The following is a 24,850-nucleotide window of genomic DNA, read 5'->3' as shown; positions in this document are numbered from 1 at the left end:
GTTAAAGGCCGGACGGCTCTCCGGACAGGAAAAGCCTGTCCGGCCTTACACCATTCCAGATATGGAATTATTTAACCTCGATAGCCTTGGAAGTTTTTTGTTTTTCTTCCTCCTTCACTTTCGGGATTTCAATGGACAGGATCCCGTGTTCGACTTTTGCGGAAATCTTATCCTTCTCCACGTTTTCAGGTAGCAGGATGGTCTGCTGGAACTTGGAATAAGAGAATTCGCGGCGGAGATACTTCTTGTCTTTCTTCTCCTCCTTCTTCTCTTCTTTCTTTTCCATGCAGATTGTCAGGTTGTTGTTTTCGTCAACATTCACCTTGAAATCATCCTTCGTCATTCCGGGAGCCGCCATTTCAACCTTGTAGTCCTTGTCATTCTCAATGACATTGATGGCAGGAGCCGTAACTCCCGTTTTTGCCAGCCACTCATTCTCGAAGAAATCGTTAAAAATACTCGGCAACCAGTTTGAATTTGTTTTTACAGGTACCATTTTTACCTCCTTTTTTAAATTGTTAATAAATAAAATATTCAAAAAGACAATACAAATCAGTCTGATTGACTGACTCTTATCGTCTGATCATACCTTGTTCGGCTACAGCCTCCGTCCGTCTCCGTATCTCCTCCTGGTCTCCGAGGAAATAGTCCCTGACAAGCACCGGCCGTTCATCAAATTCGAATACATAAGGTACTGCCGTGGGCAGGTTCAAGAGGGATATGTCCGTATCGGAAATATTCTTGAGATGCTTGACTATCCCGCGCAGACTGTTTCCATGGGCAACGACAAGCAGGTTGTCCCTATGCATCAATGTGGGTAGGATGACACATTCCCAATAGGGCATGACACGCATGACGGCATCCTTCAGGGATTCAGTCCGTGGCAGTTCCATTTCGGGAACACCGGCGTAACGGGTGTCGTTCCCCGGATAGCGGGGATCGTCTTCCTTCACCGGCTCGGGCGACACGCCGTAACTTCTCCGCCAGATATGGACTTGTTCCTCGCCATATTTGTCTGCTGTCTCCCTTTTGTTAAGTCCCTGAAGTATGCCGTAGTGTTTCTCGTTCAACCTCCAGCTTTTCTCCACCGGGATCCAGTCTTCATTGAGACGGTCCAGAACACAATTCAACGTTTTCACAGCCCGTTTCAGATAGGATGTGTAAGCCGCCTCAAAAGAGAATCCCGCTTCTTTCAGCATATCACCGGCTTTACAGGCTTCTGCGATCCCCTTATCACTCAGGTCTACATCGGTCCAACCGGTAAAGCGGTTTTCCTTGTTCCATAGGCTCTCGCCATGTCTCAACAATACGATCCTTTTCATGCCATATAGTTTTTATGCAACGGTTATCGAAGGATCCAGATAGACATCCTGAATGGTGTTCAGAAGCGAGACCCCGTCTTTCATCGTCTTCTGGAAGGCTTTTCTCCCACAGATAAGTCCCATACCTCCGGCACGTTTGTTCACCACTGCGGTTACGACGGCATCATGCAGGTCAGATGTCCCATGGGACTCGCCCCCCGAATTGATCAGGCCAACCCTTCCCATATACCCGTTGGCCACCTGGTAGCGGCAGAGGTCTATCGGATGGTCGGAGACCAGTTCCGTATACATACGCCCGTCGGTCTTACCGAATCCGATGGCTTTAAAACCTCCATTGTTGGACGGCAGCTTCTGCTTCACGATATCAGCCTTGATGGTGACCCCGATATGGTTGGCCTGCCCTGTCAGATCTGCTGCCGCATGATAGTCAATCCCGTCTTTCTTAAAACTGCTGTTTCTCAGATAACACCACAATACCGTGGCCATCCCCAACTCATGGGCATATTCAAACGCCTGTGAGACCTCCACAATCTGGCGGCGGCTTTGTTCCGAACCGAAATAGATAGTTGCCCCCACGGCAACGGCACCCATGTTCCATGCCTCCTTCACTGTACCGAACATGACCTGGTCATAACTGTTCGGATAAGTCAGCAGCTCGTTATGGTTCAACTTCACGATGAAAGGAATCTTATGGGCGTACTTACGTGCCACAGCTCCCAGAACTCCGAATGTGGATGCCACGGCGTTGCATCCTCCCTCGATAGCGAGTTTCACAATGTTCCCGGGATCGAAGTAAAGAGGATTGGGTGCAAAGGATGCTCCGGCAGAATGTTCTATCCCCTGATCCACCGGCAGGATGGAGACATACCCGGTATTGGCCAGACGCCCGTGCCCGTACAGGGCTTGCAGGCTCTCCAAGGTGCGTATATTCCTGTCGGAATCCACCCATGCCTTGTCTATCATATTCGGCTCGGGGATATGGATGAGTTTCTTGTCTATTGTCTTGCATACATGGTCCAGGTAGTATCCTGCCTGCGTTCCCAACAAATCAATAATCGTGCTCATGTCAGTCGTTTTTTTATTCCAAATCAGGACTGGCGTTCCCCCAGTTTTGCATCCATGAAAAGGATGCCGCTCTCTCCGGCTTTCTTCATCAGGTTTACGATGTTCAGGAAATTCGCCTCTTCCTCCACCTGCTCCCTGACAAATCCCCAAAGAAAATCACGGGTGGCATTGTCTTTCTCCTCGGAAGCCAGATGTACCAGTTCGTCAATCAATCTGGAAACATGTCTCTCGTGTTCCAAGGCATGTTCAAAGACTTCGGTGGGACTGCCCCAACCCTGTGGAACCACATCGACCTTGTCCACTTTTGCCTCCGCCTCACGTTTGGCCATATATTCGGCGATGGCACATGCGTGTCCTGTCTCTTCCGCCGATTGCTTGCGCATCCAGCGGGCCATGCCGGAAAAACCTTCCTTTTCCAGATAGAAGGACATTGAAAGATACAGGTTGGCGGACCATAATTCCGCAGTAATCTGCCCGTTCAGGGCCTTTTGTAAATTCTCGGTCATAATGAATCTAATTTTTAATGTTGGTACTATTTTTTATTTTTCATATTCAGGGGCAAGCGTGTGCTTGTCTCAAAATATCTGTCAGGACAGGTTGCATCCCGTTTATGAAACATTCCACGGCGATGACCATCAGAATAAGCCCCATCAGTCTCATCATCACATTATTTCCGGTTTCTCCAAGAATTTTCAAAAGCCGCGTTGACACGCAAAGGATAATGAAAGAGAGGAGACAGACTAGGGCGATCACGCAAACCAGTGCAATTTTGAAAATATGCTCAGGGGCATCTTCCATCAGTGTTATGCCGCTTGAAATTACACCCGGACCGCACAGCATCGGAACGGCAAGAGGCGTGACGGTGATGTTCCTGGAATATTCTTTTTTCTCGTTCTCGTTCAGTTTCACATGGGTGAAGTGTGCCTGCAGCATGTCATATCCGATTTTAAAGATGATGATACCTCCCGCAATCCGGAAACCATTGGTCGAGATCCCGAAAAAATGGAACAGGAACCTGCCGCACAAGGTGAAAAGTACCAGTATGACGAACGTGAGGGCGCAGGATTTTAAGGCGATGCTCCGGCGTTCTCCGGCACTCATGCCCTCGGTCATCTGCAGGAAAACCGGCATCACTCCGAGGGGGTCCATCAATGTGAACAACGAAGTGAAACACAACATTGAGTATGCGAATATATCCATAGGATGATACTTGTTTTATTTTTAGACCATTATTTTCTCTGTGAACAATAAACTCCGGTCAGGTTACACGATTTGACACATCATATGAAGCAGGGCAGCCTGCGTTCATATTCCATGGCCAGGATACGCAACAATTCCATAAACGCCGTACTTACATATATCCGTTTTGTGTACAGCCCCTTGATGAAAGAATGGATGGATGAATCCGTATTCTGGCATAGTACGTGAAGTTCGGATATCTGACGGGATATATATTGTTCATGTTCAAGCAGGGTGTTCAAGGCAGCCAGCGGTGTCGGCCATTGCCGGATGTCGCGCCTGATTTCATGGATGGTTACAGCACCTCCTTCATGATAGATGCGGTTCATCATCTGATAGACCTTGCCCATATTGTCCTGTGCCTGTGCACTTAGCCATGAGGCCAATATCAGAAGTTGCTGCCCCTCAAAATAGACCTGCAATGACAGGTACAGGTTAGTTGACCAGATTTCTGTATTGATCAATGTGTTCATCGCATATTCAATTCGTTTATCCATGGCTGTTCTGATATTTGAAATTAGACAAAATAAATCGTAATTCATATCCTGCAATAATCATGAATTTATGTGATAGCATCTGTAAATCGGACTCTTATGGAGTTGTAAAATGAATTTTAATGCTTGCGAGACAAATAGTCATAAAAATGTATAATTATCATGCCTTTTTGTCACAAGATCCCTACAACATTCTCAACAAGATATCCAGTTCTTTCTCTATCATGTTGATCTTGTCGTATATGTAATCCAGCGTATTATGATAGTGCAGGTAGGCCCTGCATTCCTGCAATTCCCTTGACAGGGAGAGTATTTGTTGCCAAAGTTCCTCTTCTGTATGTCCAGGGGGATTATTGAATGCCATAAATGGATTCAGAGAAACTGTTTGGCATGTAATTTGTGTAATAATAGCCGCAAGTCCCGAAAAGGGGCAGGAATGGAAACAAAAAGGCAGAGAATTCCACTAAAGACAGTAACAGACAGAGGAATGAAAACGGAAGGCAGGACCTGTCCGGTTTTGAAACAAATTGCTTTCATAATGCGATTATATGACAACTCTGTTCCCTGAAGTTGTGTTTATATAAAGTTAAGCGTGGGAACTTTGGTATTACCGTTCAGAAGTATCCCCATACTCAACAACATATAATACACAACGCCCCACGCCTATATATGCTAACAAGATATAATAGTGCATAGGGACACCTGATGTATTATCCAATTGTTGTCTTGAAATTGGGGATTTCCTGAACATGGATAATGCCTAACGCTTACTGTTATTAATCTTTTTTGGTAAAAGACAAGGCAAAAATACTAAAAGAATTGATTCGCGTCAATAAAAATCCAACTTTTTTATTATTTTACTCTCTGCGCCACTGAATTTCATCGCTCTCCGCTCTCCAAATCCCGTGCCCTTCAGCGATAAGTAATCCTGAGTTCATCAATTGCCTCATAAAAGAGCTTTTGTACATCCTAAAATCCGCAACCTGTAATATTTTTGATATCTGGGGTTGCAGATACCTCTCTAAAACGACTCGTTTTCGTAAAGAACCCTAATGGTGCAGTCGCAAGAGACAAAATCCCCTTACCCCATGATGCGACTTGAGGCAATACGCAAAAGGCCACGAAGATTTGAGGCTACCCAAAATCAAATTTGAAGGCCATCATGTATGCCATTGCTTGTGTATATGTTCAGTATGTGCTGTCTTGCAGTCTTAATCCATTTTGCAGGGACAGAAACATACTTGAATACAAAAGTTTTGATTCTGCTTGTGCGTTTAAGTCCAAAGCTCTTCATGTTTGCGTCAGATATGAGGTGTCTGTAAAAGTTTCGTATTAAAGCGGTCAGAAGCAGGAACACCGTGTTTTCCGCCATGAACGATTTTGGCAGCCGTTTCCAGCCAAAGCCGTTGTTCATGTCGTCCAATACACGCTCAGCACCGCCACGCTTGTTGTAATACTCCACGATGTCACGGTCTGTCGAAGTATAGTCATTTGTCAGTATGCATCTGTATGTATATTCCCCTTCCCACAGGTCGAGTTCCTTGTTGATGCTTCTTTGCCGCTGTATGACAAGGCGGTACGCTTTGCCGACCCATTTCTCTGCAATGATGGAGCATATCTCAAACTCGTGACCGTTTATGTATTCGGTCTTCCATCCGCGCAAGGCAAAGATATCGTCATACAACGATACACACCTGTTTGCGCGGATATAAAAATGCCGACTGTGCTTCTCCACCATTTCCACCATAGCCTCAGAGCATGAGCCACAATCCATCCTCGCACGGTTTATATGTATTCTGGCATTCTCCAAACGCTCAAAAATACGTTTTAGAGTGTCTTCCTGATGGAAACGGACATTGGTATTGCCGTCGCGGTTCTCTATCCCGACGATGACATCGCCGACCGTTGCTATTCCTGGACTGTAACCGGTAAACTTCTTGTAGGTCATTTTTGCGTCAAATTTCTCCGTCTCAATGAACTGGTGGTCAAAATCAAAGTCATATTCATTGTCTGGCAGCAACTGTCCAGTTGCCAGCAATGCATTGACAAGCAGATTGTTAAGGTCGGAAGCCACGTTGAAGTCGTAGCTTTTGCCCGAATCAGACCTGTAGGTCAGATTCGGTGTGGTCAATTCACGAATGGCCCTAAGTATTGTGTCTGCGCTGCATGTACGGAGGGGTGGATGCAAGCAAAGTGCTTCCATAAGGTGTGAGGTCACGTCTTCGACACATGACCCTCCACAGAAATATACGCACATCAGAGAACGTATTATCTCGCTATATTGATAGCCATACACTTTGCTACGCAAACCTAAAGTAGAGTCTATTGTACAAGACAACATCCTGTCGAATTTCTCCATAATTGGAAATATACCACCAAAAGATGTGAGTTTCTCGGATTTTATTTGTACTTTTACCATGCTTGATGAGGTTTTGTTTGACTATTTTTGCAACACTAAGTTAAGTGAATCCTTTGACATGACAAAATCCTGAGCCGCTCGGCTTTGCCGCTTGGCTTGTCCAAGAACTTTTTGTTGTTCAGGATATTATAAAAGTTAAAATTTATAGTGTTGCGGAATTAAGGTAATAACAATACTATGAAATCGTTATTCATATTACAACTTGTATGTTGCGTCATTACAGCCATGCTAGCATTGCAATTAGCCATGGCAAGTTTGCAGGTGAGATGGAAGGTGTGGCGCTACGAAATATCAAGATGGATTCTCGTTGCATCCATGCTATTCTTCTCCGTCCACTACCTCTTACAGATGATTCATGGACTCCGTGCACAAGGTACCGATGTGGGCGCAGCATTCAACATATTGTTCTATACTCCAGTGGCATTTGCCATCACTCTCTCCATAATCAACATAGAGAGCACAGGCAACAAAGTGCGACGGTATTGTTTACGTGGTATGATGGCATACATACTCATCGCCATAGTTTTCGTCATTGGCATGTTCAAAAGTCAAAGTTTACACATTGGCAATATGCTCTATGTGATGCTCGGTCTTTTTGTGGCTAGCATGGCATATTTTATTCTTATCATTCGCAAAGAAACAAAAGCCCGAAAGCAGAAGCTCATGGAGAATTTCGGAATCGACTTGATTCCATACGTGCGCTATTCGCAAGCCAGCATCATTTTGCTATACTTTGCTGCTGGACTCCTTCCTGTAGCAATCCTCTTCAATACCTTATTATATATAATAGGTCCCTTGATATTACTCTCTGTCATCTTTTTCGTCCACACTTTCATTGCTATGGGCTATTACATCACACCCAAAGAAGTCATTCCTGAGGAAAATGACGCAGAAGCAAAAGTCACGGAAGCAGAAGACATGAAAGACGGCAAGAACACTCATGGCACAAATATCTTGACAGCTAATAGAAAGATGGAAATAGAATTAGCCCTCAAGAAATGGTGTGAAGAGGGATTTTATAAGGACTATGAAGTTAACATCTATTCGCTAGCTACCAAGTTGGGATACAAGAAAAACGAACTGACAGAATACTTCAATCAGTCAGAATACACCAATTTTAGAACCTGGCTTAGCGACATTCGTTTTAATGAGGCTGTTCGCATGATGAAAGCCAACCCCGAATATAGCATTGACGCTATTTCCACAGAGTGCGGTTTCTCATCCCACACATGGATTTATCGTATATTCAAACAAAAAACGGGCATGTCACCTAGCCAATGGCGCAAACAGTTTGCCTCCATCTAAATGCGTATTTTTGTAATTTCGCATTAAATAGCATTTAAAAGAGGTGTGTCAGCGTTTTGACACAACCTCTACTTAAAAGATTTAATTTACAATAGTATTGCGGAATTAAGGTACATGAAACCGATAACCTGTCATAGTGGCATTGGGAAAAGCCGTTCAGACGATCCGCATCATGGTCGGCAAAAGATCTAAAGTGACCTCTTTGGCTGTCTTGCGCTTGGAGACATGAATCATTTCAAGCACCTTTATGACGTCTTCAGACTTCGTGCCACGTATCATGGTCACAAGTGTACCTCTGCCACCACGTCCCGCACGATTAGTGACAACAGTATATAATTCTCCGCAGCTTAAAGAAGTCTCGTCAATACAAAGGCTAGGGACCTGAGGTTGTGCCCGCATTCTGACACATTTACATTTGTAGTATTAAATATCCCAATAAAAATATAAGTGTATATTGTAATGGGATCTTAATAGAGGATTAAAAAATAAATACTTAATGGGCTGTTTCTTATGAATTCTACTGAAATCTTATAATAATTGCTCAAAAAATCACATTCTTTGTATACGTAATATCCTAATTTTGGAACGCAAATTAAAAGAATATTAATAAACTAAATTATCTGATTTATATGACAAAATTAAGATGTATGCTTTGTTGCCTGATGATCTGTACTATTACTATTGATGCTAGGACTGTTAATGATATATATAAAAGAATATCTGCACAAGTCTCCTTGAAGGTTCCCGGTAATCAATCACGAAACTATTCCCTTGCTTTTCAAGGAGCCGTTGATGATAAGGGAATCTATCTGTTAGAGTCTGAAGAAAAAATACCATTAATCATTACAGAGAGAATAGAACGTGACAATGTTAAATGTGTAATGGTAGTAAGTATTACGGCATTGGAAGACGTGTACTTTAATTATCAACAACAGTTGAAAACAGGCTTCCGACATAATGACTGTATGTTTTATCTACCAGGATTCTGGTATAGTCGCAATTTACGTTCTCCTAAAGGTGCTCCTTCATTTCATATATCAGAGAGTTGGCTGGTACGTGAGGATCGTCTGAGCTCACCCCTTACCGGTATCTTCAATCAGAAAGATGGACGTTATATGACTGTGGCACGCAAGGACGATTTTCAATGGGATGCCCTTGCTACCCACCAAACAGGCGAAATCATCCTCTCGGGCAAAACGTCCCTAGGGTTCACCGGCTTTGAGAGCCATGACGGAACATCAACACTATCTTTTGGATTTCCTTACCGAGAAGCTCCTAAAACCTATATTCGTAAGTTGACGCTGGCTCCGGAGGTTACATCTTTCCAATATCTAAAAAAAGGAGAAACAGTACTCCTGACCTGGGAATTTATCGAGGGGCAGGCTACAGACTACTCAGATTTTATTTGCCATACTTGGGAATATTGTTATGATACATACCGTCCCCAACCTGTGAAAATACCTTTTTCTCCAGAAGAGATAAAAGGAGTGCTGAGCAATTATTTTGTGGAAAGTTTTGTTGGGGACAAAGCTCTTGCCTATTACTCCAGCCCTGAAATGAAAGTGGCAGCCTGTGCCAACATGAATGTAGCAGAGATAGGTTTTGTCGGTCGCGTACTTCTAAACGCTTTCAATGCATGGGAGTTTGGCAATGAGAATGGACGTGATGACCTTGCAGCTAGCAGTAAAAAGATATTTGATAGTTACTTAGAAAATGGCTTTACGGAAACCGGTTATTTGCGTGAATGGGTAAATCTGGAAAATGATAGTGATGTGAAAGAAGAACGCCCAGTGCATAGCATACGTCGTCAGTCGGAAGGAATTTATGCCATGTTTCATTATCTGAATTATGAACAGAAGTATAAACGTCACCATCCTGATTGGGAACAACGCTTAAAGAAAATGCTCGATATGTTCTTGCAACTGCAAAATCCAGATGGAAGTTTTCCACGTAAATTCCATGATGACTTTACAGTTGTTGACGGAAGTGGAGGAAGTACTCCATCCGCTACATTACCTCTGGTTATGGGATATAAATATTTTAAGGACAAACGCTATCTGTCCGCTGCCCGGCGTACTGCGGAATATCTGGAAAAAGAGCTTATATCAAAGGCTGACTATTTCTCCTCTACGCTGGATGCAAACTGTGAGGATAAGGAAGCTTCCCTCTATACCGCTACGGCAACTTACTATTTATCATTGATAACAAATGGTACGGAACATAACCACTATGCCTCTCTGACACGAAAAGCGGCTTATTTTGCCTTGTCCTGGTATTACGTCTGGGACGTTCCGTTTGCTCCCGGGCAGATGTTGGGTGATATCGGTCTGAAAACTCGCGGCTGGGGAAATGTCTCGGTGGAGAATAATCATATTGATGTATTTATTTTTGAATTTGCCGATGTGCTCCGTTGGCTTTCCAAAGAGTATAATGAACCTCGTTTCTCTGATTTTGCTGAAGTCATTTCTACTTCCATGTGCCAGTTACTTCCTTATAAAGGACATATGTGTGGAGTGATAAAAGTTGGTTATTATCCGGAAGTGATCCAGCACACCAACTGGGATTATGGAAGGAATGGAAAAGGATATTATAATGACATGTTTGCTCCCGGTTGGACGGTAGCATCCCTTTGGGAATTGCTGACACCGGGACGTACTGAGAATATACTGTTGAAATAGCTCTGATATCCACTTTTCAGGATATTCTTATATCCTGTTGTATGTTAATTAATGAAACTAACAATTAAGACAATGCAGAGACTACGTATTTTAGTTATATTAATACTTCTTTCTTTGATGCCTCTTTATTCCCTTGCCGTTCTGAATGAAGGACAATATGCATTCCGTTCACTTGATATCAATAATGGATTATCCCAGAATACGGTCCATGCCATCCTTCAGGATAAACAAGGATTTATGTGGTTTGGGACGAAGGATGGTCTTGACCGGTATGATGGTATCTCTTTTCGGACTTTCATGAAAGAATCCGGAACCTTGGGCAATAATTTCATCACTTCTTTGTATGAAGACAATCTTGGGCAAATATGGATTGGGACAGACGTAGGCCTATATGTCTATTGCCCACAAATGGAAAAGGTCAGGCATTTTACTCTGATAAGTAATTCAAACATAGATATAGACTGTACGGTCAATCTGATAACTGGGGACCAGAAAGGAGGTATCTGGGTTGTAACTCAGACGCGGGGAATCTTCTATTACAATCCCCAGGATAGCCAGTTGGTTAATTATCAGTCGGACGGGTCCGGTACTCTGAACCTTAAAACTTCCGGCCAACTCTATTTTGATTCGGACGATGTCTGCTGGTTGGACATACGTGATGGAAATCTGTATTATTCAAAAGACAAGCTTAAAACTTTAACTCCGATTTTTCCAGAAGATTCAAAAGTGTCTTTCAGAGATGAATACATCTATAAATTGCTCCCCGGACCCTATAATTGCATGTATGTGGGAACTGTATTCGGACTGAAAGAAGTGAACCTAACTAATAAGACTATCCGTACCCTTCTTTCCAAGGATGAATTGGGAGGTGATATTTATATCAGGGAACTTGCATTTTATTCAGATGACGAATTATGGATAGGAACCGAATCGGGACTTTATATCTATAATCTGCACACGGCAAAAATCATCCACTTGCAGAACGTCAACGGTGATCCCTATTCAATCTCTGACAATGCCATCTATTCGATTCTCAAAGACCGTGAAGGCGGAATGTGGATAGGGACTTATTTTGGGGGTGTGAATTATTACCCCCGGCAATATACCTACTTTGATAAAGTCTATCCCCAGAAAGAATCAAACAAAATGGGAAAAAGGGTGCGGGAGTTTTGTGCCGCCCATGACGGCACACTCTGGATAGGTACAGAAGATAAGGGGCTTTTCCATTATTATCCTAGTACTGGAAAAATCGAACCGTTCATTCATCCGGATATTTATCATAATGTTCACGGATTGTATTTGGACGGAGATTATCTGTGGGTTGGGAATTTTGCAAAAGGATTGAAGCGTATTGATTTGAGGACATACGCTGTAAAGCACTATGATAATATTGCAAGTGATATCTTTTCTATCTGCCGGATAACTGCGGGCGATCTGTATCTTGGAACAACAATAGGATTGTTTCGGTACAACCCAGATACGGAACGTTTTAAACGCGTCCCCGAACTTGGGTGGACGTTTGTTTATTATATAAAGGAGGATAAGCAGGGGAATTTATGGCTGGCAACTTATGCCGATGGCGTCTATAAAAAGAATGTCCGTACAGGTGGTTGGGAACATTTCGTACATGAGGAAGCAGACTCGTCCACCCTTCCATCCAATAAGGTGCTGAGTATTTTTGAAGACAGTCAAAATCAGCTATGGTTTACCACACAAGGAGGTGGCTTCTGCCGCTTTGTGCCTTCCGCCAACACCTTTGTCCGTTATGACGGTATCGGTCTGCCAAGCAACGTCATTTATCGGATTGAAGAAGATGAAAAGGGATTGTTCTGGGTTTCAACCAATAAAGGGCTGGTGCATTTTAACCCGAAGAATTCCAGTTTTAAAGTGTATACAGTTGCTAATGGGTTGCTGAGTAACCAGTTTAATTACCAGTCCAGCTATAAGGATAAGAATGGACGGATTTATTTTGGCTGTATTAACGGTTTCATCTCCTTTGCCCCCTCCTCCTTTATTGATAATGATTTTTTACCCTCTGTTTTGATTACCGATTTTATGCTCTTTAATAAAAAGGTGGTAGTCGGAGAAAAAGGCTCTCCATTGAAACAAAGTATCACTTTGTCAAACCATATCGAACTTCAGTCAAATCAGAATTCGTTCTCCTTCAGGATAGCTGCGATAAGTTATCAGTCACCGAGCATGAATACACTGCTATATAGACTGGAAGGGTATGATTCCGAATGGCATACAGCGGGTAAGGGCCCTATTACGTATTCCAATTTACCTTATGGGACATACATGTTACGCGTGAAAGGTGCGAATAGTGATGGTGTATGGAATCCAGATGTACGCACATTGGGGATCAGGATATTGCCCCCGTTTTATTTATCCGTATGGGCATACCTGATTTATATCCTATTGATACTCGGTACATTTTTCGCCCTCTTCTTTTATTTAAGGAAGCGTACTATTGAAAAGCAGCGTAAAGAGATGGAGAAGTTCGAACAGGAAAAGGAGCAGGAACTCTACACCACTAAGATAGATTTCTTTACAAATGTGGCACACGAAATCCGTACTCCTTTAACACTGATAAAGTGCCCATTGGAGAATGTACTTGCTGATAGGGAACTCTCCGAAAATGTAAGGATGGAATTGGAAATTATGGATCAGAACGTGGAGAGGTTACTGAACCTGATAAACCAATTACTTGATTTCCGTAAAGCGGAAAATAAAGGTTTTAAATTGAATCCGAAAGAATATAATATCGGTACTATCGTCCACTCTGTTTATAAGTATTTCACCACTTTGGCAAAGCAAAGGGGAATTAAACTTGAAGTAGAAGTTCCAGAGGAAGAATTGTTGGCTTCTGTTGACAAAGAGGCTTTGACCAAAATTCTCAGTAATCTGTTTGCTAATGCATTGAAATATGCCCGGACATACGTTTATCTCCATTTGTCTGTTGATGAGAAGAATGAGGTGTTCACTATCTCTATGAGTAATGATGGGAATATAGTCCCTATCGAAATGCGTGAAAATATTTTTAAAGCCTTTGTCCAATACCGGGACGGGAAAGATATTGTCTCGGGCACAGGCATCGGATTAGCTATGGCTCGTTACTTGGCAGAGTTGCATCAAGGTATGCTGGTGATGGACCGGGAGCTAGATTGTAACCGTTTCATTCTTTCCATTCCAATATTACACCAGACACTTCCGGATGATTCGGAAGAACAACATAAGAAACCTGGGTATGATGATGAAGATCGTGAAGTTTCTGATAAAGATAAAAGAGAGGTTGCTTCCATATTGGTTGTAGAAGATAATAAGGATATGCTTGCTTTTGTGTTCAGGCAATTGTCTTCATTGTATCATGTACTGATTGCGGAAAATGGGGTCGAGGCGTTGGACGTTCTTGAACAGAAATCTGTGGATCTGATAATAAGTGACATTATGATGCCTCTGATGGACGGGGTTGAATTATGCAAGCATCTGAAACAAAATCTGGACTATAGTCATATTCCTGTAATATTATTGACAGCTAAAACTAATCTGGAATCAAGAATCGAAGGACTTGAAGAAGGGGCGGATGCGTATATTGAAAAGCCGTTTTCTATGGAGTATCTTCGTGCCAATGTAGCAAATCTGTTGAGTAATCGGGAAAGATTACGCCGTCACTTTATTGAATTTCCTTTTATCAAAGCAGATGCAATGGCGCAGACAAAGGCCGATGAGATGTTTATTAGCAAGTTAAATGAGTATGTATTACGCCATCTTGATAATACGGACCTGCAAATTGATGATATAGCGGATGCAATGAATATGGGACGTTCCAACTTTTACCGGAAATTGAAAGGAATCCTAAATATGAGTCCGAACGAATATCTCCGCCTTTTCCGTTTGAAGCAGGCAGCTTCCATACTGAAAGAAGGAACCTATGGAGTGGTGGAAGTCTCTTACATGGTAGGGTTCAGTACCCCCTCCTATTTTTCAAGCTGTTTTAAAAAACAGTTCGGAGTACTGCCTAAAGATTTCATATCGCACTAGTAATATGTATTTTGCTTTAAATTTTATAATATCAGGTCATTTTCTGATATTTTATCCGAGTTGTTCCGGGTAATTTTGCAAATATATTAACAACTAAATTTGATGTATGACAAGGTATTTACTTTTTTTTGCCAGCCAGCCTTCGGGCGGAAGAGAGAGTTGTTTTCCTATCGTATATATAAACGATTCTTAGTTTGAGAATTTGTACTGTAATTTATATAAAGTCAAAGAAATAATTATAAAATAAATTGCACACACAATGAATAATAGAAAAGAAAATGAACAGAGTTGTATAGTAATGAATAAAAAAGAGGGTACATCGTGCATTACGACACACCTCCCTGTATTTCAGAGAAAAATCTACACTACTAATCAAAAAATCTATTGATATATGAACTGTAAAGTAAAACAAGGATGCCTTACCAGCGAAAGCTGTTGCATCCTGTTATGGTTAGCCTTCACATTATTTCCCGTTTCCGTTGTAACGGCGGCAGATAATAGAAAGATCGACGAGAGCCAGCAAAAAGAAGTAAAAGCAGAAATGAAAGGATATGTGGGAGACGAAAACGGAGAGCCTGTTATTGGAGCTACCGTATTGGAAAGTGGAACGCAGAACGGGGTTATAACAGATGTGGACGGTATATTCACTATACAGTTGGCAAAGAACGCATCATTGACCATTTCATATGTTGGGTACCAGAAGAAAACGGTAGTGGTAAAAGATAAGAAGTTCATTTCCGTTAATTTGACTCCGGACAGGAGTATGATGCTGGATGAAGTGGTCGTGGTCGGTTTTGGCAAACAAAAGAAAGAATCCCTCGTGGGAGCTGTGCAGGCAGTGAAGCCGGAAGACCTGAAGATGACATCCAGTAATCTTAGTACTTCATTTGCCGGGAACGTTCCAGGTATCATCGCCGTACAAACACAGGGTGAACCAGGCTCTGATGAGGCGAAATTCTATATACGTGGTATATCAACTTTTGGTTCGAATACCTCACCGCTGATCATACTTGACGGTGTGGAAATCAACGCTACGATGATGAACAATATTCCTCCAGAATCTATCGCGTCGTTTTCTGTGCTGAAAGATGCTACGGCAACGTCCCTATACGGCTCACGGGGGGCTAACGGAGTTATCATCGTTACTACCAAGCAAGGACAGCTTTCCGAGAAAATGTCTGTAGATATCCGCTTTGATAATACTTTCTCCATGCCTACCTATGTGCAGAAAATGGCAGATGGCCCGACTTACATGGATATGTATAATGAAGCCGTTTATAATCAGGCTATTGCCAATAACCAAGAGTATGAGCCTTTCTATAGCCGGGATAAGATAGATAAAACACGTGCCAATGCAAATCCCTACCTGTTCCCAAACAATGACTGGTACAGTATGTTGTTCAAAGACTTCGCCGTTAATCAGAATTTGAATATCTCCATCAAGGGCGGAAGCAAAAATGTGGATTACTTCCTGAATGCTGGAATCTTCTATGAAAATGGTATCATCCGGCAACCCAAGGAAGATAAGCTTGATGTGGGTATGCGCAACAAGAAATACCTGTTTCAGAGTAATGTGACAGCCCGTGTTACCTCTACGACGAAAGTGGGGCTAAATATGAATACGCAGTTGTTCTACCACCATGCCCCCAAAACAAGTACCCGGAATTTGTTCGCCTATTCCATGCATGGGAATCCCGTACGTTTTCCTGCTACACTTCCTGCTGAACCAGGGGATACATACATCCGCTACGGTAGCAATGATCCGTGGGATGTGGGAAAATCAGAGCCGAATCCTTACGCCAAATTGAGTGAAGGTTATACGGAACGAAATTATGTCTATATGACGACCGCTTTCAATCTCGAACAGGACTTGAAGTTTGTCACACCAGGGTTAAAACTCACCGGACTGGCATCTTTCTATAATTACAGTTTTAACTGGCTGGATCATTGGATTGTACCTTTCTACTATAAAGTATCTGATGACTATACGATGGATGATCAGGGAAACTACCTTTATAAGACTTCGACTATCGGTGAGCCGGGAGAACCTTATCTGAAGAGCAATTCCGGGCGTGATCCGACAGAGAGTGTCTGGTCTTTACAGGGAGCGCTGGACTACTCACGCCAGTTTGGTGGACATGATGTGGGAGCTACCCTTGTTTACCACATGAAAGAAACCAAGAAAGTGAAGGACGGCGGAGCTGAAAAAGATCTTCTTCCTTACCGTGAGCAAGGGATGGCCGGACGTCTGACCTACAGTTTTGGTCAGCGTTACCTGCTTGAGGCTACCTTTGGTTATAATGGCTCGGAGAATTTCAGAAGCGGGCATCGTTTCGGATTCTTCCCTGCGATTGCCCTAGGATGGACTATTTCTAATGAAAAGTTTTTCCAACCGTTAAAAAAAACAGTTTCCACTCTGAAAATCCGAGCTACTTATGGATTGACCGGAAATGATGCGCTTGCCACTCGCTTTCCCTATGTAACAGAAGTCAGTATGAATAATAATTTGGATTGGTGGACTGGTAGCGGTACCCGCGTGAATGGGCCGCTTGTAAATATTTATGGTAATGCGAACGCTACATGGGAGAAATCGAAAAAGCTGAATTTAGGTGTCGATATGACCCTTCTTGAATCTATGGATATAACCATTGATTATTTCAAGGAAGACCGTAGTGGAATTTTTATGCAACGTTCGTCCGTCCCTTCAACAATGGGAGTGACAGGTATGCTGCCTTATGCCAACATTGGCTCGGTAAAGAATAAGGGTGTGGATATGAGTGTAGCATACAGCAAAGTAATTGGCAAAGATTGGGTGCTCCGCCTGAACGGTAGTCTGACCTATGCACATAATGAGATTACGGAGATAGACGAACCGGTGAATGTAGAACCCTATTCTTCAAGAATCGGACACCCGATAAACAGTATTATGGGATATGTGTCTGACGGATTGTTTACTTCTCAGGAGGAAATAGACAGATCTCCCAAACAGTCGTTCGGAAATTATACGGTGGGAGATATTAAATATAAAGATCTGAATGGTGATAACGTGGTGAATGGTTATGACAGGACGATTATCGGCAATCCTGAAATTCCGGAGATTATCTATGGTTTTGGAGGAACGTTGAAGTATAAAAAGTGGGATTTGTCTCTGTTTTTCCAGGGAGTGGCCAAAGTCAGTTTAATGATGAGCGATATTCATCCGTTCAGCGAAGCGGGCCATAAAGGATATAACATTGCACAGTATATCGTTGATGACCACTGGTCGGAAAGCAATAATGTAGCCGGTGCCGCCTATCCCCGATTATCACCCGAATTTATCACGAACAATGCGCAAACCAGCACTTATTACCTACGTAACGCAGCTTTCCTGCGCCTGAAGAATGCCGAACTGGGCTATTCCTTCTTCCCGTGGCTGCGTGTGTATGCAGCAGGTACTAATTTGCTGACATTCTCTCCGTTCAGTACCTGGGATCCTGAAATGGGAAGTGGGAATGGTTTGAAATATCCGCTACAGCGCACGGCCAAGATCGGGATTCAGTTTCATTATTAATTAAGAACAGAATAAGTTATGAAAAATATATATACAAAGTTATGCCTGTCGGCAATCGGCTGTTTAATGATGGCATCATGTGATTTTCTTGATGTGGTTCCGCAAGGTACTGCTACCGTGGATGATATCTACCGGACACAATATCAGGCTGAAGGAATGGTACTGTCTTGCTACGCGAATTAAGGGGGGAGAAACGATGCGTGTCAAAGTTCGGTCGGTCTGAAAATATCTGATTGCTTTGGTTTTCAAAGCGTTAGAACGGGGTAGGAGTGAGCTGGGTGGAAAAACGAAGCGTTTACATCGCTTTACATCGAGCTTACATTTGAACCTTGTTTGAACGCCGTTCAAATGAATCTCTTTACATTAGGAGTGGGGTAGGGGAGAATTCAGGCAGTATGGTATTATTTTACTCCGATTCTTTGCCCAGGCCATACTTCCATATACAAAGATAACCAAATGGTGTAATTTATGCAAGTGGAGTAGGGGAGCGCTTCGCTTCTCTCCTATTTTTATTCATTGAAATTATTCCATATAGCTGATATTTGGTATATTTGCAGTGAAATAAATACCGTATATCATGAGTAAAGTTATCCATGTACATTTGATTTTTGAGAAAAAGAACATCTACTTTGGTAGTATATCGGCCATTTTTGAAACTCTGACGGAGAAACAGGTCGGAATCACTAAGAGTAGTCTTTTACATGCTGGACTGGTTGATGACATTGCCAAATACACGAAACGTGCAATGATTATTCAGTCTCGCTTGATAACATGTACCAGAAAGGGATAAAATGCCTTAGAACGCAATTAAAAGCCGCAAAAGCGGCTTTTTTTGCCCTTATAAGTGTCAAACTATGATGGAAAGCTGTATTTATCCGTTTGAACGCTTTGAACGTCTTAAAAAGTGGAAAGGTTATTCACTTGCTTATTCATTTGGTTATTCATTTAAGCTATTACAAAAACGAAATGTTTTGATTGCTTATTCATTTGGTTATTCATTTTTGTGCCTATTTTATTCTAATAAAACGGGGAAATATCTTTTTTTTATTTGGTATTCATCGGTTTTTATAATATTGTAGGGGGTAAATTGTATATAGATAATATTTATTTACTCCCCTGTATTTTTATATATTCTGCTGTAAAATAGTGATTTAACTGTTTTTACCTCCCTTTCCCCATAAAACACGTTTTAGATGGCATTGGCAACCGTAGAATCGCTTGCATCCGAAACACGCCCCGACTTGTCCTGTTTAAGTTGTGTAATTGTCTGTTTGAGCATCCCTATTTCCTCTGCCATTTCTCGAATGGTGGAGTCTTTTTCCCTTAAAACATCCAGAAGCTCCCTAAAATTATTGTTAGCTGTTTCTGGAGGAGCTGTTTCCGTTACTACTGGTGTAATTTTTTCGGCTTCTATATCTTTTAAAAGAAAGTCGTCGATTGATATTCTAAAAAACTTAGATATTTCACATAACAAACTCAATTTAGGTTCTGTATTACCCAGTTCATAGTTTGACATTGTACCTTTTTTGATGCCCAGAAACTCAAATTCATCTAATTTAAGTCCCCTACTTTCCCTTAAATATCTAAGATTCTTAGAAAAAATACTCATAAATCTAAATTATTTGGATTAATACTTTGCTGTCTAAGAAACTTAGACTATATTTGCCACGTGATTAAAGTTTAAACACGCCCCAAAGCTACAAAAAAGGCTTGAGGTAACAATGAGAATTTGAAAAGAAGCAAAATGGAAGCAAAATTTAAAAAGGGACAAAGTGTGAGAATCACCAAGAGAAATGGTGAGATCATTGATGGTATAGTTCGTGACTGGGATTATAACATTTGTACGTTCGTGCGGGAATATAATATCGATTATATGAAAAATGGTCAGGTTTGGACTGTAATATGTGTTCCGGAGGATGCGATAAAGAAGCTTTAATAATTTTCTCGGGCAGTTAGTTCAGCTGGTAGAACAAACTAAACTCCTATAATGGAGAGGTTATGGTCCGCGGTTCGAATCCGCGACTGCCCACTACGATAATTTAAATATTAGATAGTATGAAAGAACGAATAGTTGTAGAATACGGTGAGGTGAATAAAATTGCCGAACTGATGGGCTGTACAAACGTGATGGTGAGTCATGCGCTTGCCTTCCGTAAGAACAGCAAACTGGCCCGTTCCATTCGTAAGCTCGCCATTGAGCGCGGTGGATCCAAAGTAGGTGGTAATCCTCAAAATACAAGTAGCCATGAAAAATGATTTGATGACATTGTTCAGCGACCAGCTACACTGGTTTGCTCGTCTGAAACGAAAACAGCGCTTTTGCGTGCTTTACTTCTGTATGAGTTTCGGGATCCTGCTCTCTATTTTTTTTATTAATCCGCTGCTGGAACTTCTCGTAGTGTTGAATTTCGGGATCTCCGTGCGGCTGCTGAAGAAGCATGTCCCTTTGAATGATTTAGAGGATTGATAATCAAGCTGGGAGATGGAATACTTTGATAATATATTGTGTGTAACTTACAAAGAGTTGCTGGATATAATGCCCAAAGGCACTTTGAATAGCCAGCTGTCCCGAGAAAAACTGGATGTCGTTTCCCGTGGCGGTGGTGAAAATAATCCGGCTCTGTATGCCTATTCCTCCCTTCCCGAAAAGTATAAACGACGTTGGGTTCTTCTCAAAGGAGAACCTGAACAGCAAATGAGACAGGAAATGATTCGTAACATAGTGAAGAAAGACGAGAAGGCCGAGCGCTTTTTTGAGGAGTACCGCTACGACAAGAACGGTGAGATAGTCGCTCTTCCCGTGGATGTGAAGAAGGAATACACCTGGAATGCTTCGGTACTGAACGCGCTGATGGAAGAGTTCAAACGCTTGAGTTCATCCAATAACAAGCTGACCGGTTTCCGCCGTAACCTTTGGGAACTTCTGCTTGTCACGAGTGAGGAATGGCGTCCGGTGTACGGGCACAGCCTTCCGGGCAGTGTGGGGCGTTTGAAAGCCCTGATAAACAAGTTCCGTCCCGACAACTACGGTGTGCTTGTGAGCGGTAAATACGGCAACAGCAACACGCTGAAGATCGAGGAGGACGGCGGGCGTTACCTTGTTGCATTGAAACGCAGCCGCGTTCCGGTTTATACTGACATGGAGATCTTCGAGGAGTACAACCGTGTCGCTCCGGAACGTGGCTGGAAGCCCCTGAAGAGTCCCCGCAGCCTCCGCGAATGGTTCAACAGCCCGCGTGTCGAACCTCTGTGGTACGATGCCGTTTATGGGGAAATGAAGGCACACCAGCGTTATGACCGCAAGCACCGGACCATCCTTCCGAGCCGTCGTGACAGCCTTTGGTATGGCGACGGCACGAAGCTGAACCTCTACTATCGTGACGAGAACGGAAACAAGTGTACTACAAGCGTGTACGAGGTGGTGGATGCCTATAGTGAAGTTCTGCTCGGTTATTACATCAGCGACAATGAGGACTATATCGCCCAGTATCATGCTTTCCGCATGGCTATCCAAACGAGCCGGTACAAACCCTACGAGATCGTGTGCGACAACCAGGGCGGTCATAAGAAGAACGCGGCGCTGGGTCTTTTCTCGAAGATCAGCCGTATCCACCGCCCGACAGCTCCGTATAATGGCGAATCTAAGACGATTGAGAACATTTTCTACCGCTTCCAGAGCCAGGTATTGAAGAAACGTTTCGGTTTCACCGGGCAGAATATTACGGCAAAGAGAGATACAAGCCGTCCGAATTTGGAATTCATCAACGCGAACATCGACTCCCTTCCCACATTGGAGGAACTGAAGGAACAGTATGCCGCCGCCCGTGAGCAGTGGAACTCAATGAAGCACCCGGCTACTGGCATCCCCCGTATTGAGATGTACAATACCAGCGTGAACGAGGCCACCGATCCGGTCAGCGTTCCTGATATGGTGGAGATGTTCTGGTACACAACCGATAAACCGTCGCTGTTCACCGCCAGCGGTATCGAGATCACGGTACAGGGAAAGAAATACCCTTACGAGGTTTTCTCCGCTCCCGGTGAGCCTGACCTGGAATGGCGCCGGCGTAATACCTACAAGAAGTTCTATGTCCAGTACGATCCCTATGACATGAGCAGCGTACGGTTGCTTTACAAGGACAAGGGCGGTGCGATGCGTTTCGAGTGTGTGGCCTCGTTCCCGCTGATGATCCACCGTGCCCAGCAGGAGCAGACGGAAGCCGAAAAACGTTTCATCCGCACCCAGCAGGAGGCCGTCGTCAATGAACGTATAAACCGTCAGGTCGTCGCCAAAGATATCGAGTATGAGCATGGTGTCGCACCGGAACAGAACGGTTTGCGTACTCCTGACCTGAAAGGTCTCGGAAAGGAGGCGCAACACCAGATTGACCGCCGCACGAGAAAATACAGCCAGCCGCCCCGTCCTTCCATAGGCCGTGACATGAAAGTCATCAGCAACGTGACATGGGACAGCTTTGAGAAGAAGGAAGTGAGCATCCGCAAGGTGGTCGGGAAATTATAAGGAACAGATTTATAACAAGATAAAAAATATTGATTATGGAAATTACAATGAAAGAGAAGAACGCCATCAGTGAGAGCCTCCGGGCTTACGTGGCGAAGTATCCGAGCCAGACGAAGGCCGCGGGTAGTCTGAAGGGAGTCAGTGTGGGTACTGTGAGCAATATCCTGAACGGGCGTTATGAGAATATCAGTGACGAGATGTTCCGTAATGTCGCCTCGCAGGTCGGTGGTGTAAGCGCTACCGGCTGGCAGATCGTGGAGACCGGCGCTTACCAGGAGATCACGGCTGTGCTCTCCGATGCGCAGCGCTGGCGCAATGTCACATGGGTGACCGGTGAGGCTGGTTGTGGCAAGAGTACCACCGCCCGTGTTTACCTTCATGAGCATAAGGAGGTTTTCTATATTCTCTGCTCCGAGGACATGAAGAAAGGTGACTTTGTCCGCGAGATAGCCCGCACGGTCGGGATCCGGACTGAAGGGTATAATATCCGTGAGGTGTGGGGACTTATTTTGGATGATATCATCCAGATGGACGCGCCCCTGCTGGTGTTCGACGAGGCGGACAAGCTGACCGAACCGGTGTTCCACTACTTCATCAGCCTGTACAACAAACTGGAGGAGAAATGCGGCGTCGTGTTTTTGAGTACCGATTATATTGCCAAACGCATCAGCAATGGTCTGCGATACCAGAAGCCTGGCTACAAGGAGTTCTACAGCCGTATCGGACGGAAATTTTATGAGCTAGAGCCTACGGACGTGAACGACGTGTTTGCGATCTGTTCCGCCAACGGTGTGACTGACAAGAAAGACATCGATAAGGTGATAAAGGAGGCTTCGACATGTGACTTTGATTTGCGGCGTGTGAGGAAGTCCATTCACAAGGTGAAACGCATGGTGGGGGAATGACTCCCGTTCAAATACCGTTCAAACGTAATTTTAAGGATATGGAAAACAAATTTGAATACTTAAAGATCGACGGTCGCGAGCAGCTTCCTGCTCCCTGGAGCGATTACCCAGTCTTGAGGGAATACGAGACGGTGACCGTTTACCGGAATGGTCGCGACTATCTGGACGCCCTTGTGGGACAGCAGGACGGCTGGTGGGTTGCTGGCGTTCACATGGAGGTGGGCGGTTTCGGCGGCGGTTTCAACCCGGGACGTAAATGGGGACAGTTTGCTACCCGTGAGAATGCCCTTCTGTGGGCACTCGGCAGGATGCTCTGCCACGAGAAACTGCGGGGTGCCGCACGGCAGGCCGTGCTTGATCAAATAGACAATATCCGACAACTAAAACTGTTCTGACCATGGAAGAAGAGAAAAAGGATAATAAAAAAGCGGGCATGAGACGTGCCTTGAATGTCAGGGACATCCTGAACAAGAAGTATGACGTATTCCCTTTTGAGGGGAAATGGAAGGATGCCTTCGACACTCCGGAAGTCCGGGGCTGCTGGTTCGTGTGGGGCAACAGCGGTAACGGCAAGACCTCTTTCGTGATGCAGCTCTGTAAGGAACTTTGCAAGTATGACCGTGTGGCGTTCAACTCCCTGGAGGAAGGAACTTCTCTGACTGTCCAAAATAACCTGCGGCGCTTTGGTATGGCCGAGGTAAGCCGCCATTTGGCGTTCATCAAGGAGGACATCCCCACCTTGAAGATCAGGCTCCGGCGTCATAAGAGTTTCAACATCGTGATCATTGACAGTTTCCAATACACGCAGATGACGTATCGTGACTATATCCAGCTGAAGGAGGAGTTTCCGGACAAGCTGTTTGTTTTCATCAGCCATGCCCGCGGCAAGAATCCTAAAGGTGATGCGGCCACGAGCGTGATGTATGATGCCGACCTGAAGATATGGGTAGAGGGCTACGTCGCCTTCAGTAAGGGACGTTATCAGGGGGCCACTGGTGAATACACAATCTGGGAGAAGGGTGCCTATGACTATTGGAATGTGACGGGACCGAAACAGAAAGGAGGCCAGGCATGAGCAGGATAAAGAAACAGCTGGCGATTTGTCCTCCCGCCTATATGTGTAAGGGGCCTAACCGTGAGAACTTCGTCAGTACCGGTCACAAGTGTGGTTACTGCAAGGGTAATGGCTGGTTCTGGGGAACGGAAGAGGGCAGCCGCGAGGACGTGCATGTGTCCTGCCCGGTGTGTGGCGGTAGCGGTGAGCTGGATGCGATTATAACAGTGGACTGGAAACCTTCAAGCAAGTAAGC

24 protein-coding genes and 1 tRNA gene are annotated in these 24,850 nt (G+C 43.9%); 15 read left to right on the top strand and 10 right to left on the bottom strand.

Annotated features, from left to right (window positions below; all coding sequences use genetic code 11):
• Positions 1–67: 67 nt before the first annotated feature.
• The 8 genes from BACFIN_RS14010 to BACFIN_RS20610 form a co-directional block, all read right to left on the bottom strand.
• The gene (locus tag BACFIN_RS14010) at positions 68–496 is read right to left on the bottom strand and encodes an Hsp20/alpha crystallin family protein (RefSeq protein WP_004308115.1); all 429 of its coding nucleotides are present in this window, start codon (positions 494–496) and stop codon (positions 68–70) included.
• 76 nt (positions 497–572) lie between these two features.
• On the bottom strand, positions 573–1,322 hold the full coding sequence (gene gpmA, locus BACFIN_RS14015) for a 2,3-diphosphoglycerate-dependent phosphoglycerate mutase (protein WP_004308116.1): 750 nt from the start codon (positions 1,320–1,322) through the stop codon (positions 573–575).
• A 12-nt stretch (positions 1,323–1,334) separates the two neighbouring features.
• A complete protein-coding gene (locus tag BACFIN_RS14020; RefSeq protein WP_004308117.1) occupies positions 1,335–2,387 on the bottom strand; it encodes a class I fructose-bisphosphate aldolase in 1,053 nt (350 codons plus the stop codon).
• A gap of 23 nt (positions 2,388–2,410) precedes the next feature.
• On the bottom strand, positions 2,411–2,893 hold the full coding sequence (locus tag BACFIN_RS14025) for a ferritin (protein ID WP_004308118.1): 483 nt from the start codon (positions 2,891–2,893) through the stop codon (positions 2,411–2,413).
• 46 nt (positions 2,894–2,939) lie between these two features.
• Positions 2,940–3,587: a MarC family protein gene (locus tag BACFIN_RS14030; RefSeq protein WP_004308119.1), complete on the bottom strand. Its 648-nt coding sequence runs from the start codon at positions 3,585–3,587 to the stop codon at positions 2,940–2,942.
• Positions 3,588–3,667: 80 nt separating this feature from the next.
• A complete protein-coding gene (locus BACFIN_RS14035) occupies positions 3,668–4,123 on the bottom strand; it encodes a ferritin-like domain-containing protein (protein ID WP_004318646.1) in 456 nt (151 codons plus the stop codon).
• A 181-nt stretch (positions 4,124–4,304) separates the two neighbouring features.
• Complete coding sequence (locus BACFIN_RS14040) at positions 4,305–4,484, bottom strand: hypothetical protein (protein WP_007750775.1); 180 nt, start codon at positions 4,482–4,484, stop codon at positions 4,305–4,307.
• Between the two features lie 780 nt (positions 4,485–5,264).
• Positions 5,265–6,539, bottom strand: coding sequence for an IS1380-like element ISBfi1 family transposase (locus tag BACFIN_RS20610; RefSeq protein ID WP_007750774.1), 1,275 nt, complete (start codon positions 6,537–6,539; stop codon positions 5,265–5,267).
• 177 nt (positions 6,540–6,716) lie between these two features.
• Between BACFIN_RS20610 and BACFIN_RS14050 the strand changes: the two genes are divergently transcribed.
• Positions 6,717–7,844 (top strand): AraC family transcriptional regulator, encoded by a 1,128-nt coding sequence (locus tag BACFIN_RS14050; protein ID WP_004312658.1) that lies wholly within the window; start codon positions 6,717–6,719, stop codon positions 7,842–7,844.
• A 156-nt stretch (positions 7,845–8,000) separates the two neighbouring features.
• Here BACFIN_RS14050 and BACFIN_RS14055 read toward each other — a convergent pair whose 3' ends face one another.
• Positions 8,001–8,243 (bottom strand): transposase, encoded by a 243-nt coding sequence (locus tag BACFIN_RS14055; RefSeq protein ID WP_004318648.1) that lies wholly within the window; start codon positions 8,241–8,243, stop codon positions 8,001–8,003.
• Between the two features lie 230 nt (positions 8,244–8,473).
• On the opposite strand from BACFIN_RS14055, the gene BACFIN_RS14060 reads away from it, so the two are divergent.
• The 5 genes from BACFIN_RS14060 to BACFIN_RS23220 all read left to right on the top strand — a co-directional run bounded on the left by BACFIN_RS14060 (position 8,474) and on the right by BACFIN_RS23220 (position 18,903).
• On the top strand, positions 8,474–10,522 hold the full coding sequence (locus BACFIN_RS14060; protein ID WP_004318649.1) for a hypothetical protein: 2,049 nt from the start codon (positions 8,474–8,476) through the stop codon (positions 10,520–10,522).
• Between the two features lie 72 nt (positions 10,523–10,594).
• Complete coding sequence (locus BACFIN_RS14065) at positions 10,595–14,563, top strand: two-component regulator propeller domain-containing protein (RefSeq protein ID WP_004318650.1); 3,969 nt, start codon at positions 10,595–10,597, stop codon at positions 14,561–14,563.
• A 391-nt stretch (positions 14,564–14,954) separates the two neighbouring features.
• Complete coding sequence (locus BACFIN_RS14070; protein WP_004318652.1) at positions 14,955–18,113, top strand: SusC/RagA family TonB-linked outer membrane protein; 3,159 nt, start codon at positions 14,955–14,957, stop codon at positions 18,111–18,113.
• Between the two features lie 18 nt (positions 18,114–18,131).
• Entirely contained in the window at positions 18,132–18,296 is a 165-nt protein-coding gene (locus BACFIN_RS22580) for a hypothetical protein (RefSeq protein WP_007750755.1), read from the top strand.
• Positions 18,297–18,690: 394 nt separating this feature from the next.
• A complete protein-coding gene (locus BACFIN_RS23220) occupies positions 18,691–18,903 on the top strand; it encodes a hypothetical protein (RefSeq protein ID WP_004327294.1) in 213 nt (70 codons plus the stop codon).
• A gap of 399 nt (positions 18,904–19,302) precedes the next feature.
• On the opposite strand, the gene BACFIN_RS14085 is transcribed toward BACFIN_RS23220, so the two are convergent.
• Positions 19,303–19,722 (bottom strand): helix-turn-helix domain-containing protein, encoded by a 420-nt coding sequence (locus BACFIN_RS14085; RefSeq protein ID WP_007750751.1) that lies wholly within the window; start codon positions 19,720–19,722, stop codon positions 19,303–19,305.
• 135 nt (positions 19,723–19,857) lie between these two features.
• Here BACFIN_RS14085 and BACFIN_RS14090 point away from each other — a divergent pair, with 135 nt between their 5' ends.
• From BACFIN_RS14090 to BACFIN_RS14125, 9 genes are all read left to right on the top strand, one after another.
• A complete protein-coding gene (locus BACFIN_RS14090; RefSeq protein ID WP_007750749.1) occupies positions 19,858–20,049 on the top strand; it encodes a hypothetical protein in 192 nt (63 codons plus the stop codon).
• Positions 20,050–20,059: 10 nt separating this feature from the next.
• Positions 20,060–20,142, top strand: a tRNA-OTHER gene (locus BACFIN_RS0219660).
• 26 nt (positions 20,143–20,168) lie between these two features.
• Positions 20,169–20,369, top strand: coding sequence for a hypothetical protein (locus BACFIN_RS14095; protein ID WP_004327297.1), 201 nt, complete (start codon positions 20,169–20,171; stop codon positions 20,367–20,369).
• Positions 20,359–20,580, top strand: a complete 222-nt coding sequence (locus tag BACFIN_RS14100) for a hypothetical protein (protein WP_005932418.1) — start codon at positions 20,359–20,361, stop codon at positions 20,578–20,580. Before BACFIN_RS14095 ends, BACFIN_RS14100 begins: the two co-directional genes overlap by 11 nt.
• A 15-nt stretch (positions 20,581–20,595) precedes the next feature.
• The gene (locus tag BACFIN_RS14105) at positions 20,596–22,635 is read left to right on the top strand and encodes a hypothetical protein (protein WP_007750743.1); all 2,040 of its coding nucleotides are present in this window, start codon (positions 20,596–20,598) and stop codon (positions 22,633–22,635) included.
• A 35-nt stretch (positions 22,636–22,670) separates the two neighbouring features.
• Entirely contained in the window at positions 22,671–23,540 is an 870-nt protein-coding gene (locus BACFIN_RS14110) for an AAA family ATPase (protein ID WP_004325643.1), read from the top strand.
• On the top strand, positions 23,537–23,935 hold the full coding sequence (locus tag BACFIN_RS14115) for a hypothetical protein (RefSeq protein ID WP_007750741.1): 399 nt from the start codon (positions 23,537–23,539) through the stop codon (positions 23,933–23,935). Before BACFIN_RS14110 ends, BACFIN_RS14115 begins: the two co-directional genes overlap by 4 nt.
• 2 nt (positions 23,936–23,937) lie before the next feature.
• Entirely contained in the window at positions 23,938–24,615 is a 678-nt protein-coding gene (locus BACFIN_RS14120) for a hypothetical protein (protein ID WP_007750739.1), read from the top strand.
• Complete coding sequence (locus tag BACFIN_RS14125) at positions 24,612–24,848, top strand: hypothetical protein (RefSeq protein ID WP_007750737.1); 237 nt, start codon at positions 24,612–24,614, stop codon at positions 24,846–24,848. The genes BACFIN_RS14120 and BACFIN_RS14125 overlap by 4 nt, the downstream gene beginning before the upstream one ends.
• The last annotated feature ends 2 nt before the right edge of the window (positions 24,849–24,850 follow it).

The organism is Bacteroides finegoldii DSM 17565, from assembly GCF_000156195.1.
GTDB lineage: Bacteria > Bacteroidota > Bacteroidia > Bacteroidales > Bacteroidaceae > Bacteroides > Bacteroides finegoldii.
The sequence above is the reverse complement of the archived record's forward strand: the minus strand, read 5'-3'. Positions and strand labels throughout refer to the sequence as shown.